Genomic DNA, 13,130 nt, shown 5'->3' with positions numbered 1-13,130 from the left:
ATAAACTCACCCTTTCTAGTCGTTCTCAATTATAGTATCTGTATTGCCCATTGTCTCCAGAAGTAGCATATCTATCCTCTCTTCAATCTTGCCTTTTTGCCTTTCATTTAATAGAAGTAGCTTTTGGATAATGGCCTTATCTTCTTTATTTTGAGTGTTATACTGTGTATTAGCTTCACTTGCAGTCAATATTTCCGAGGCTGTGGAATAACACTTTTCCCCTATTAGCAACCACTCGATTGATACAGAAAAGAAGGTAGCTAGCTTATAAATTGACTCCGTATCAGGAATTCGATTGCCGTTAATGTAATTGCTAATAGCATTTTTAGAAATTCCTGTTGCTCTTGCTACATCTATTTGCTTTAATTTTTGCTCCTTAATTTTGGCAGCAATACGCTCACCAACGCCCTTAAAGTTCACATTCATATACTTTTCACCTCATATATAAACAAAAGAGAATTTACAAGTTGCATTAAGTTCTCTTTTGTTGTATTATAAATTTAGTTAAACAAATATAGATATAGTTTATCATGTTCATTTTTAGTCGGGGAATAAATATGATTAACAATTAGTTATTATTGTTGTAGAAAAACCAATCAAAAAGGAGCTGAAAAAATGTTTGACCGCGAATTACTAGAATTAATTGTTCATAAATTTGATCATTTTGAGCAACGTTTAGATAAGATTGAAACAAAATTGAATTCCTTAGATTCCCCATTTGTTTCCATGAATATTCGATTAGATTCTTTAAAAACTCAATTTAGTTCTATGATTGCACGGTTAGAAGCGGTAACGGTAGAAGTTCGCGAAAACAGCTCAGCAACCAAAGTGATTCGAGAACAAACGGTAAAAAATATCGAAGTGCAATTTATAATCCAAAGCCTCACCAAAAGAATCGATGATGTGGAAACAGATGTAAAAATTATAGAAAAGGCGATTTCTTCATGACTAAAAGTTCTTCATTTTGACCGCATAAACCTATTTTAAAAGGATGCTCCCTAAATCACTAAGCATCCTTTCTCCTTATAACAAAGTATTTTTGAATAGTAACTAAAATTTCTTGTTTCTTAAACTTCCTATAATACATCTTCAAATAATAATCACATTCTTATAGACGATCAGTTTTGAATGTGTTAATAGTTTGGTACAAACACATTTCAATATCTTATTCGCCAAATGCCTCATATTCAAATATACCTTTATGGCAACTTGTCACCAATTGAGATATTCATAAACCCACTCCAATAATCATACCACTAATTATAATCTTTGAAAGGTGATCATGTGGAATGTGGTTATTAGGATTTCTATGTACTTCTTCAGGTATGCTAATAGGTGGAATTATTGCTTGGCTTTTTAAGGGACTACAACAAAAGGTAGACATCATTTATGGTCTTTGTGCTGGTATAATTTTGGGACTGATTAGTTTCGAGATTTTCCCTGAGGCAGTTGAACTAGGGGGTTGGTTAATCACCTCTATTGGGCTTGCTGTAGGAGTAATTGTATTCGAAATATTACATAATAGACTGCACTCTAACAATGATACTAAGAGCACATCAAAAAAAAGATTGTATATTCGTACAGGTTTATTATTAATGTTTAGTTTTTCGGTTCACAATATACCTATGGGAATTATTTTAGGTGCGAATCAAAAATCTGATTTTACAATTACCTTATTGCAAACTCTCATATTTCATAGTATCCCTGAAGGAATTATTTTGTTCACGCCTTTAATTTTAGCAGGTATAAATATTTTTATTGGTATTTTAGCTGCCTTCATTGTATCAATTCCTGTTTCTTTAGGAGTCTTTATTGGCGGATTTTTAGGATTAGATTCCCAATTAATAAATACGATTTTAATAAGCTTTACCATCGGGATTATTTTTATGGTGACTATATCAGAAATTTTATACCCAGTACTTATTAAACCTTCAATATTTAAAGCTTTAGTTAGTACTTTAATAGGACTGGGAATAATAGGGGTCTATCTAAAATTATTATTATAATTCAATAGCGTTACACTTGGATTGACATTATTTGTTCAATCCTTTTTTGTAAAAGAAGTGCATAATTTCTGCATACATTTGAAATCAAACTGTAAAATTAACTATTGATATTAAATGGTACAATTAACTTGTTAAAAATAAACAATAAAATAGAATAAACAATAGCTATTTATCGATTTATTGCAGTAGGGGGATTTATTAATTGAAGAAAAAGTTAACTAACTATGCTTTGACTGGAACTTCTATGTTGTTAATTTCAACATTATTATTTGGTTCGCAAGCCACTGCAAATACTTTAAGTAATTTAAAAGGTAAGCAATCTGAGATGGAGCAAAAAAAGACAGAATTAAATAGTGAAATTAAAGATAAAGAGAATAATATTCAAGCGAACCAAAAAAAACAAGAAAAATTACTGGAGCAAATATTAGAGCTAAATAAAAAAATAACTACAACAGAGGATAAAATCGCAAAGTTAAACAAGGATATTAATCTGACAAATGAAGAAATTGAAAGTTTGCAAAATGATATAAAAGGTTTAGAAGAGAAAATTAATAATCGAGATGCACTATTAAGGGAGCGTGCACGTGCTGTTCAGGTAAGCGGTGGTCCCATTAGTTATCTCGATGTATTGTTAGGTGCAAATAGTTTTGTAGATTTTATTGATCGCTTTTCAGCTGTAGATACATTAATGGAAGCAGATCGTAATATAATGGCGGAGCAAGCAAAGGATATAGATGCATTAGAAAAGAAGAAAGCAGTGTTAGAAGACAAGCGCGCATCTCTTAAAAAAAGTCATGATGAATTAGTATCTCTAAAAGCACAATTAGATAGCCAAAAAGCTGATAAAACGACTTTAATTGATCAATTAGAAGCTGAACAAGAAAAACTTAAGGATTCAAAAGAACTTCTGGAAGCAGAATATCAAGAAGTTCATGAAATTAGCAAAGACTTAGAAGCTAAAATTATTGCTGAACAAAAACGTATAGCCGAGTTGGCACGTCAGGAAGAGCAAAGACGTAAAGAAAGAAGCCAAGCTGCTGGTTCAACAGTATTACCTGTGACATCCAGCGGTACATGGACAACCCCAGCAAAGGGTGTTTTAACTTCCCCATATGGCTGGAGAAACTTTGGCGGAAAAGAGTTCCATTACGGCACGGATGTTGCGAATTCCATAGGCACACCTATCGTTGCTGCTGCAGATGGTATAGTTTCATACGCTGCGCCGCTAAGCACCTATGGTAATGTTGTTATAGTAACACATTCAATTAATGGTGAAATCTTTACATCTGTAAATGCTCATATGAGTTCCATTGGTGTAACATCCGGTCAAACCGTTTCAAAAGGACAAGAAATCGGTAAAATGGGTATGACAGGTCGTGTAACTGGACCACACCTACATTTTGAATTACATACTGGTACTTGGGCTGGACAAAAAGTCGGTCACGTTAATCCTTTACGCTATGTTCCTTTTTAAAAACTAATTTGATTTAATGCATGGCTACTTAAAATAATATACAGAACCATAAGGCCAATAAAATGTACCCTATAAGATAGACGCTTTAGACTAATCTAGCTTACAGGGTACATTTTTAAGTTGTATTAAAGAAACCTTATACTTTATTAAATATGATACTTTTAGATGTAGTTTACATACACTCTCAATTTGGCATAATAAAAACATTTATAATTCAATCGATCGACGTGTAGCCCTGGGCTGCTTTTTAAACAAGGTAACTATTTTTATTGCTTTAAAACTACCAGATGCATCAAAACTAATATACCTTGGTATTCCGTAATCGTTATCATAAGCTATAATTAAGTTCATGTTATTTTCAGTTTTCAGAGTAATGTCGATTATTTTAGTAGAAGATAAATTAAATGTACTGCCTCCACCCTCAATTACAATCTTGTCATTGCTGTAGTAGAAATCGCATATTGTATCATGAGGTAATGGCAATCCTGCCGAATGCTTTAAAGTTGTATGTACTAACGCATTTAAATTCTTTTTCTTTGTTTTTAATTCTCTTCGCTTTTGATCCCTTAAGTTCGCACTACTTATCGCGGCTGCAAAAAGCATTACTACGACTATAAGACCAATTATAATAAACGCAATTGCAATTACAATTCCCACATTAAACCTCCTCCAAATAGTCTAATAACACTATACACAGTAAATGGAGGAATTTCTATATTATTTTTATAATTTCAGATAAAAATACCTTATCAATTACGCCTCGGCTAATTCTTGTCCAAATTTTTTCGAGATTGCGAGGGAAACTCTTCAAAATCTATTACATCTGCTAGGGCATTTATCTCCTCTCTATGGGGATGGGGGCTTTCTGTATCTGGCGCTTCGCTTTCGCAATAGGAAAGATTTGCTCCTGCGATTACTCGTCGCAGTAAAAACATTGCTCCTGCGATTACTCGTCGCATAAAAACATTGCTCCTGCGATTACTCGTCGCATAAAAACATTGCTGAATCAAGATAAAATAAAAGCGTTGGAACCTAATAGCTCCAACGCTTTTCTCTTAATACATCTTCAAATAATGGTCGCGTTCCCATTGGTGGACAGTTGAGCGATACATTTCAAACTCGATTTCTTTTGCTTCTTTAAAGTTCGCATAAATATGCTCGCCTAATGCTTTTTGTACAACTTTATCTTTCGCTAATAAAACTAATGCGTCGTCTAATGCAGCCGGTAGATTTTCAATGCCATTTGCTTGACGTTCTTCCTCTGTCATTACATAAATATTGCGGTTTACTGCTGGGGGTGGTGTCATCTTTTGACGGATTCCCTCTAAACCAGCTTCTAAAATAACAGCCATTGCTAAGTATGGGTTTGCAGATGGGTCTACAGAACGCACTTCCACACGTGTTGAAATGCCACGTGATGATGGGATACGAATTAATGGTGAACGGTTTTGTGCTGACCATGCTACATAGCAAGGTGCTTCATAACCTGGTACTAAACGTTTATATGAGTTTACCGTTGGGTTTGTAATTGCCGTAAAGCCTTGTACGTGCTCTAATACACCAGCCATAAATTGCATTGCTGTCTCAGATAGACCTAGCTCCGTCTGCTCATCATAAAATGCATTCTCTTTTCCTTTAAATAAAGAAACGTTAAAGTGCATTCCTGACCCAGCTTCACCAAATAAAGGCTTTGGCATAAATGTTGCGTGTAAACCATGTTTACGAGCGATTGTTTTCACTACTAATTTAAATGTTTGGATATTGTCACATGCTTTGATTGCATCGGCATATTTAAAGTCAATTTCGTGCTGACCTGGTGCTACTTCATGGTGAGATGCTTCAATTTCAAAGCCCATCTCCTCTAGTTCAAGTACGATATCACGGCGGCAGTTTTCACCTAAATCTGTTGGTGCTAAATCGAAATAGCCTCCATGATCATTCACTTCTAAAGTCGGTTCGCCTTTTTGGTCAAGCTTAAATAAGAAAAATTCTGGTTCAGGCCCTAAATTAAAATTAGTGAAGCCCATTTCTTCCATTTCTTTTAGTACACGTTTTAAATTTGAGCGTGGATCACCTGCAAAAGGTGTGCCATTTGGGTTTGCAATATCACAAATAAAGCGTGCTACTTTCCCTTTTTCAGCAGTCCATGGGAAAATCATAAATGAATCGTAGTCAGGGAATAAATACATATCTGACTCTTCAATGCGGACGAAGCCTTCAATCGAAGAACCATCGAACATCATTTTATTATCTAACGCTTTGTCTAATTGACTAACTGGAATTTCTACGTTTTTAATCGTTCCTAAAATATCAGTGAACTGCAATCGAATAAATTTTACTTCTTGCTCTTGCACCAGTTTTTTAATATCTTCTTTTGTGTACTTACCCAAATGTACCACTCTCCTAAATTAGTTTACTCTCACTTATTGGTTAAAACGCGAAAAGTTCCCTTGACGAATAGATGTTTTTTGCATGTTACGCGCTTGTCGCATTTCTTCCCGCATAATACGGCGTAAGTCGCGATCAGAAATTTCTTGTTGCTCTGAGGCTAGCTGTTTCTTCCGCTCGAATACTTTTTTAATTCCTGCCATATTCGTGCCCCGCTCAAGCATCTCTTTTATTTCTAGCAATACATCAATATCGTTTAACGAAAACATTCGTCTATTTCCTTCTGTGCGATGCGGTTGAATTAAATTATGCTCTTCATAATACCGTATTTGACGTGCCGTTAAATCTGTTAACTGCATTACGATACTAATTGGCAGCACTGGCATAGATCGACGAATTTCACTACCCATTTAATTCACCTCCGTTTTTTATAATACGCCTCACATTTTATCATGTCAACGACCATGTAAGGAAACCTCACATGGATTTTGTGAAAAAAATGTGGCAGCCTAAGAAGTCGAAAATACCTTTAAATAATGAAAAATCCACTTTTACTTTTTCAATATGTCAAAGGAAACAATCATTTTTCTAAATTTCTTCAGCGTTAAAAAAGCCACTGAAAAACCTCGTAATATTTTGGAATTTTTCAATTCTAAAAAAGGAAAAAATCGATTTATACCAAGAGATTTGGTGTAAATCGATTTTTTCAGTGGTTTCTACGTTAGGCTACTTTTTGGACAACCTTATCAATCATTTCATTAATTTTTGAACAGCACTGCATATTGCATATTTCACATGCTCATATGTTAAGCCACCTTGCACAAAAGCGGTGAATGGTGGGCGAATTGGACCATCTGCTGTTAGTTCAATACTTGAGCCTTGAACAAATGTGCCTGCCGCCATAATAACGTCATCCTCATATCCAGGCATATAAGCTGGCTCAGGAGCGAAATGTGCATTGATTGGTGATGCTGCTTGAATTTCACGGCAAAATGCTACCATTTGCTCGGCTGTTTGGAATGAAACCGATTGAATTAAATCCGTACGAGGCGCGCTATAGTGCGGCGAAGTTATCATACCTATTTCTTCTAGCATAGCTGAAGTGAAAATTGCACCTTTTAGCGCTTGAGCGACAGTATGTGGCGCTAAGAAGAATCCTTGATAAAAATCAGCTAAAGTGTTCAATGTTGCCCCTGCCTCGGCACCGATACCAGGCGATGTCATACGATACGCGCATTTTTCTACTAAATCGGCACGCCCTGCGATATAGCCACCAATTTTCGCAAGACCAGCACCTGGATTTTTAATTAATGAGCCTGCCATTAAATCAACGCCAATTTCTGTTGGCTCTATCTGTTCAACAAATTCTCCATAGCAGTTATCTACAAAAATGATGGCCTGTGGTACGATTGAACGGATTTGTTCCACCATCATATTAATTTCTGCAACTGTAAACGATGGACGACTTGCATAGCCTTTCGAACGTTGGATTGCAATCATTTTTGTCTTGTCATTAACTGCTGAACGTACCCCATCCCAGTCAATCTCTTTATTATCAATTAAGTCAACATGGCTGTATTTAATACCAAAATCCTTTAGTGAGCCTGTATCCTTATCACCACCATCAACGATTGACTGTAGCGTATCATATGGTTTTCCCGTAATATAAACAAGTTCGTCACCTGGACGCAAAACACCGAATAAGCTAAGTGTAATGGCATGCGTACCTGAAATTATTTGTGGACGTACAATTGCTGCTTCTGCACCAAATACTTGTGCGTATACACGTTCTAAATTATCGCGCCCTTCATCATCGTAGCCGTATCCGCTTGAAGGATGTAAATGATAATCAGATACGTGATTCTCTCTAAAGGCCGTTAACACCTTCTGTTGATTAAAAAAAGCAATTTCATCCGCTTTTTTATGAAACTCTACTACTTTATTTTCAATACGAGCAGCAAGTTCTAATGTTTGTTCTGTTAAATTTGACGTAAACATCGGTGTCTCCTTACATTTTTTCTAGTTAGTTTTTTAATCCTCTCCCATCTTATCAACTATTTTCATCACGTCAACTATTTACTCTTTACTATTGCTTAGATAATTGTTATGCTCGTTTTTGCTGACTTAAATTTTTATTATACATGTTTAAAGGGGTTTGAAAATGGCTTGGGAAGTTTTTAGTATTATCGGAACAATCGCCTTTGCATTATCAGGTGCAATTGTTGCAATGGAAGAGGAATATGATTTATTCGGTGTTTATTTGCTCGGCGTTGTAACAGCATTCGGCGGTGGAGCTATACGCAATTTATTAATTGGCTTGCCGGTAACTACTTTATGGAGTCAAGAAATGATGTTTCAAATTGCACTCGCTGCAATTACATTGTTCTTTTTAGTACCATATAGATTTATGAAACATTGGAATCGCTGGGGGAATTTATCTGATGCAATTGGCTTAGCTGCCTTTGCAGTGCAGGGAGCGATGTATGCGATTAAATTAGAGTTACCTCTAAGTGCCGTCATTGTTGCGGCAGTTTTAACTGGCTCAGGCGGCGGAATCGTGCGAGATTTACTCGCTCGTCGCAAACCAACAATATTACGCGATGAGATTTACGCAATGTGGGCAGCTGGGGCTGGCTTAATTATTGGGCTTCAATTTTTTACAGGTGACGTATTTTTATATGTAATGTTCGCTTTGGTAACCGCATTACGCATTTTATCTTATTTACGAGGCTGGCGCTTACCACGTAAAAAGCTGCTAGTGAAATAATTTCCAAAAGAGCGTCCCAAGCCATTTGGGACGCCCTTTTTTATTTATTTAAATTCTAACTCCCCATCATAAGCAAGCATGCCGCCTTCTAGGTTCGTTACATCATAGCCTTGCTCTGCTAAGTATTCACAAGCGTTTGCACTGCGCACGCCACCTTTACATACAAGGATATAAGGCACTGATTTATCAAGCTGCTCTAGGCTATTTGGAATTTCGCCTAACGGAATATGCACTGCCCCAGGAATTACACCATCCGCTACTTCGAAATCTTCACGTACATCAATTACATGTAAATCCTCGTTTGCATCAAGTAAATTAATTAGTTCTTCTGTTGTCATTGTTTTCATCACTATAAACCTCCGATTCGCTCTCTATTATATAGTATAAGTAGCGAACTATATATCTTCTTTATTAATATCTATAGTACTTGCTGGAACAAACGTCGAAATTGCATGTTTATAAATCAAATGCTGCTTACCTTCTACTTCTAACAATACGGTAAAATTATCATAGGATTTTATTAAACCTTTTAGTTGAAAGCCGTTTAATAAAAAGACCGTTACAAATATATTATTTTTACGTAACTGGTTTAAAAACGTATCTTGCAAATTAATTGGTTTCACGTAAGCACCCGCCTTTGTTATTTGTATGGTATTTACTTTTGAGTAAACATTAAAATCGACATTGCCTCAGCAAATACCAAGCTATTTTATGACCATTAGTAAATATTCGGTATGTCTTATAAATTTCCTTCTATTTTTTCAAATTCCTTAATGAAAAAGTGCCTTTACTTGCTCCCAGTCTGTACCAATCCACTGCACTTCCATTTTATTGCGGAAATACGTAAGCTGGCGCTTTGCATAGCGCCTTGAATTTTGCTTAATTTGCTCCACAGCATCCTCATACGAAACAAGACCATCAAAATAAGCGCATAATTCCTTATAGCCGATTGCCTTCATTGCCTGTACATCACGAAGACCTGCATCATAGAAGCCTTTAACCTCTTGCTCTAAACCTTGCTGCAACATAATATCTACACGCATATCAATGCGCTTATACAATTTTTCGCGCTCCATATCTAAACCGATAATTAAATGGTTGTATAACGGGATATGCCCTCTGTTATGCTCATCTGCAGCCTTTGATGTACCACTTAGCTCTATCATTTCTAGCGCTCGAATAACTCGCCTTGTATTGTTTGGGTGAATTGTTCGCGCCGTTTCTGGATCTAACGCTGCTAGTTTTGCATGCATTGCCTCAGGGCCGTTTTTTTCTAGCTCCTTGTAGTAAAGAGAACGTGCCTCTTCATTCACTTCCTCTTTTGTAAACTGGAAATCGAATAGCACAGATTGCACGTACAAACCTGTACCACCCACAATAATAGGCACTTTGCCGCGCGCTCCAATTTCAGCGATTTTCGCTCGCACAAGCTGCTGATATTCCGCAACAGAAAAGCTTTCTGTCGGTTCTTTAATATCAAGTAAATGATGAGGGATGCCATCCATTTCAGCATGTGTGATTTTGGCAGTTCCAATATCAAGCCCTTTATAAACCTGCATCGAATCACCGTTAATAATTTCCCCATCTATTAACTTCGCTAATTCGATGCTTAATGCTGTCTTGCCTGATGCTGTCGGACCAATAATCGCGACAACATCAAAATTAGTTTTTAACATTTTTCAACCACCGTAATACAACATCGTGTACATGCTGTCTATTTTTTTCATTTAAAATTTCATGGCGCATTTCTTCAAATAGATGTACTGTCACATTTTCCATGCCAACATCAACCATTCTTTCAGCAACTTTGAACACGCCTTTGCCGAAATCACCGACAGGATCGTGGCTACCACTAATAAATAGTACTGGTAAATCTGTGCGTGTACGCGCCATTTCCTCTTTGCGATGAACTAACAGCAAGCCTTCTGTTAAATCTGCATAAAACTGATGTGATGGAATAAAGCCACACATTTCGTCATCGATATATTTTTGCACTTCATCCGCATCCCGTGATAACCAATCAAACTCTGTTGTTGTATTTGCGAACGCTTTATTAAAGCTACCAAAGCTTAAACGATTCATCAAAGGGCTAGCCGTTTGCTTTCCTTGTGTCTTCGCTAAAGTATTAGCAAGTTGATTGCCCGCTAAATGTGTTGCCGACGTAACGCCTGTGCCACAAATAATACAAGCCGAAATCTGATCGCTATATAGCTGAATAAAACGACGTGTAATAAATGAGCCCATACTATGCCCAAACAACGTAAGTGGTGCTGTAACCGTTTTGCGTAGATATAAAAGTACTTCTAACACATCTAATACAACATGATGGAAGCCACGCTCATCCGCAAAATGCCCATAATTGCCTTGCGCAGTATGACCATGCCCTCGGTGGTCATGCATTGATACATAATAGCCCTCTGCGCAAAGTAGCTTAGCAAACTCTTCATAACGCCCTGAATGCTCGCCCATTCCATGTAAAATATGAATATGGCCGATTGTATGCTCAGGCTCAAATGTACGAACGAAAATTTGTTGCCCATCTCGCATCGTTAAAAATTGTTGCTGCTGTTCCATAAAAATCCCCCTTTTTATCCCTTATTAACAGGCAGTAAAGTTTTCATTGTTAACTTTACATAACACGCTTAAACATTTTTTCTAGCTCATATGTTGAAAAATGAATTAATACAGGGCGTCCATGTGGACATGTAAATGGGTTTTCCGCCTCTCTTAAATCATTCAACAGCTGATCCATTTGTTCCTTTGTTAAATAATAATTCGCTTTAATCGACTTTTTACAGCTCATCATAATCGCTGCTTCCTCACGCAGTTTTTTTACATCCGCTTTGCGTGTTGTCAACACTTGCTCAATTAGCTCTTCAATGATTTCCTGCTCAAAGCCTTTCGGGAACCAAGTTGGATGCTCCCGTACAACAAAGGAATTTTGCCCAAAAGGCTCTAAATAAATACCGACTTCCTGTAAGCCTTGCTGGTGTTCCATTAAACGCAGTGCTTCATCTGCTGAATAATGGAATGTTAAAGGCAGGAGTAGCGTTTGACGTTCATTTGCATCAACCTCGCCCACTTTTTCCCGGTAATATTCATATTTAATACGCTCTTGGGCAGCATGTTGATCAATTAAATAAAAGCCGTCCTCCATTTGTGCAACAATGTATGTGCCATGAATTTGCCCGATAATTTCAAGCTGTGGGAATGGAGCATTCTCTTCTTTTGGTAACGGTGCATCCATTACAGGCTCTTCCACCAGTAGCTGCGTTGTTTGCTCTTCTACAACGGGCTGCTCCATTATTAATGGCGGTGTACTTTCCTTTATTTGAACTGGCTCTCCTCTTAAAGGGGCAGGCTCTAGCTTATTTTCGTTTAAACGATTGACGATAGCTGCCATTTTATCCTCGTTAAATGTTGGAGCGGGCTTCCATATATTCATCTGCTCACTCGGCAATTTTTCGAGCTTTTTCGGCTTTGCAGCTAACGGTACACGGACAACTTCGCGCACAGAATCACGAATTGTTTGCTCTACTAATTGTAAAAGCTCCGTTTCCTTGCTTAAACGAATTTGATGCTTTGCAGGATGCACATTGACATCCGTTAGCTGAGGGTCACCTTCAATAAATAATGCTGCAATTGGATAACGTTCAATCGGTAAATACGTATGAAATGCATCAACGACTGCCTTTTGTACTAAATAATGCTTTACCCAGCGCCCATTGACGAATACCGAAATATAGTTTTTCGAAGCGCGCGTTAGCTCTGGTAATGTCGCAAAGCCATGTACTTTATAATCATTCGTCTCCCCTTTGAATGCAAACATTTTCTTTGCATTATGTGCTCCGTAAATTGCCGCTAGCACTTGCTGCACTTGTCCACGTCCATTTGTTTGTAGCTGCACTTGTCCATTATGCACTAGCTTAAAGGCAATATGTGGGTTACCTAAAGCTAAACGATTTATTAAATCGATCGAATGACCAAGCTCTGTTTGCACAGTCTTTAAATATTTTAATCGCGCAGGCGTGTTATAAAATAATTGCGCTACAGTAATATCTGTTCCTTGCCGTAAAGCTGCTGGCTGCTGACTTTTAATATGGCCACCTTCAATATACAACTCTGCTCCATCTTGACCATCCGATGTTTTCATCGTCATTTTGCAGACCGATGAAATTGAGGCTAATGCCTCCCCGCGGAAACCGAGTGTGCGAATACGGAATAAATCTTGCTCTTTTTCAATTTTCGAAGTGGCATGGCGTGCAAAGGATTTCAGTGCATCCTCTTCACTCATGCCACTACCATTATCGACGACTTGGATAAATGATAATCCCGCTTCCTCTAAAAATACTTCAATTGTTGTCGCACCAGCATCAATCGCATTTTCTACGAGCTCCTTGACAACAGATGCAGGACGCTCTACTACTTCACCTGCCGCAATTTTATTGGACAGCCATTCGTCCATAATATGGATTTTCCCCATTCGCACTCACCT

Annotated in this window: 15 protein-coding genes; 4 read left to right on the top strand and 11 right to left on the bottom strand. The window is 37.3% G+C overall.

The window, feature by feature from the left end:
* Positions 1-15: 15 nt before the first annotated feature.
* A complete protein-coding gene (locus TY13_RS19660; protein WP_052344214.1) occupies positions 16-426 on the bottom strand; it encodes a helix-turn-helix domain-containing protein in 411 nt (136 codons plus the stop codon).
* 189 nt (positions 427-615) lie between these two features.
* On the opposite strand from TY13_RS19660, the gene TY13_RS04425 reads away from it, so the two are divergent.
* The 3 genes from TY13_RS04425 to TY13_RS04415 all read left to right on the top strand — a co-directional run bounded on the left by TY13_RS04425 (position 616) and on the right by TY13_RS04415 (position 3,480).
* On the top strand, positions 616-948 hold the full coding sequence (locus TY13_RS04425; RefSeq protein WP_042472134.1) for a hypothetical protein: 333 nt from the start codon (positions 616-618) through the stop codon (positions 946-948).
* Positions 949-1,289: 341 nt separating this feature from the next.
* Positions 1,290-2,006 carry a ZIP family metal transporter gene (locus tag TY13_RS04420; protein WP_042472132.1) on the top strand — a complete coding sequence of 239 codons (717 nt, stop codon included), beginning with the start codon at positions 1,290-1,292 and terminating at the stop codon, positions 2,004-2,006.
* Positions 2,007-2,208: 202 nt separating this feature from the next.
* On the top strand, positions 2,209-3,480 hold the full coding sequence (locus TY13_RS04415) for a murein hydrolase activator EnvC family protein (protein WP_052344213.1): 1,272 nt from the start codon (positions 2,209-2,211) through the stop codon (positions 3,478-3,480).
* Positions 3,481-3,687: 207 nt separating this feature from the next.
* On the opposite strand, the gene TY13_RS04410 is transcribed toward TY13_RS04415, so the two are convergent.
* The 5 genes from TY13_RS04410 to TY13_RS04390 all read right to left on the bottom strand — a co-directional run bounded on the left by TY13_RS04410 (position 3,688) and on the right by TY13_RS04390 (position 7,866).
* Positions 3,688-4,137, bottom strand: a complete 450-nt coding sequence (locus TY13_RS04410) for a hypothetical protein (RefSeq protein WP_042472130.1) — start codon at positions 4,135-4,137, stop codon at positions 3,688-3,690.
* Positions 4,138-4,244: 107 nt separating this feature from the next.
* Positions 4,245-4,439: a hypothetical protein gene (locus tag TY13_RS04405; RefSeq protein WP_042472128.1), complete on the bottom strand. Its 195-nt coding sequence runs from the start codon at positions 4,437-4,439 to the stop codon at positions 4,245-4,247.
* 96 nt (positions 4,440-4,535) lie between these two features.
* Positions 4,536-5,870, bottom strand: coding sequence for a type I glutamate--ammonia ligase (gene glnA, locus TY13_RS04400; protein ID WP_042472126.1), 1,335 nt, complete (start codon positions 5,868-5,870; stop codon positions 4,536-4,538).
* Positions 5,871-5,903: 33 nt separating this feature from the next.
* Positions 5,904-6,278, bottom strand: a complete 375-nt coding sequence (locus tag TY13_RS04395) for a MerR family transcriptional regulator (protein WP_042472124.1) — start codon at positions 6,276-6,278, stop codon at positions 5,904-5,906.
* A gap of 340 nt (positions 6,279-6,618) precedes the next feature.
* On the bottom strand, positions 6,619-7,866 hold the full coding sequence (locus TY13_RS04390) for a methionine gamma-lyase family protein (protein ID WP_042472121.1): 1,248 nt from the start codon (positions 7,864-7,866) through the stop codon (positions 6,619-6,621).
* 163 nt (positions 7,867-8,029) lie between these two features.
* Between TY13_RS04390 and TY13_RS04385 the strand changes: the two genes are divergently transcribed.
* Complete coding sequence (locus tag TY13_RS04385; protein WP_042472117.1) at positions 8,030-8,635, top strand: trimeric intracellular cation channel family protein; 606 nt, start codon at positions 8,030-8,032, stop codon at positions 8,633-8,635.
* Positions 8,636-8,679: 44 nt separating this feature from the next.
* Here the strand turns inward: TY13_RS04385 and TY13_RS04380 are convergent, their stop codons facing one another.
* The 5 genes from TY13_RS04380 to mutL all read right to left on the bottom strand — a co-directional run bounded on the left by TY13_RS04380 (position 8,680) and on the right by mutL (position 13,118).
* Positions 8,680-8,982, bottom strand: a complete 303-nt coding sequence (locus tag TY13_RS04380; protein WP_042472115.1) for a rhodanese-like domain-containing protein — start codon at positions 8,980-8,982, stop codon at positions 8,680-8,682.
* Between the two features lie 48 nt (positions 8,983-9,030).
* Positions 9,031-9,258, bottom strand: coding sequence for an RNA chaperone Hfq (hfq, locus tag TY13_RS04375; RefSeq protein WP_042472113.1), 228 nt, complete (start codon positions 9,256-9,258; stop codon positions 9,031-9,033).
* A gap of 147 nt (positions 9,259-9,405) precedes the next feature.
* Entirely contained in the window at positions 9,406-10,311 is a 906-nt protein-coding gene (gene miaA / locus TY13_RS04370; RefSeq protein ID WP_042472112.1) for a tRNA (adenosine(37)-N6)-dimethylallyltransferase MiaA, read from the bottom strand.
* A complete protein-coding gene (locus TY13_RS04365; RefSeq protein ID WP_042472110.1) occupies positions 10,298-11,209 on the bottom strand; it encodes an alpha/beta fold hydrolase in 912 nt (303 codons plus the stop codon). The genes miaA and TY13_RS04365 overlap by 14 nt, the downstream gene beginning before the upstream one ends.
* A 55-nt stretch (positions 11,210-11,264) precedes the next feature.
* Entirely contained in the window at positions 11,265-13,118 is a 1,854-nt protein-coding gene (gene mutL / locus TY13_RS04360) for a DNA mismatch repair endonuclease MutL (RefSeq protein WP_042472107.1), read from the bottom strand.
* Positions 13,119-13,130 lie beyond the last annotated feature (12 nt).

Origin of the sequence: Bacillus ndiopicus (genome assembly GCF_000612805.1) — a bacterium.
Taxonomy (GTDB): domain Bacteria; phylum Bacillota; class Bacilli; order Bacillales_A; family Planococcaceae; genus Metasolibacillus; species Metasolibacillus ndiopicus.
This window is presented reverse-complemented; position numbering and strand designations above follow the sequence as displayed.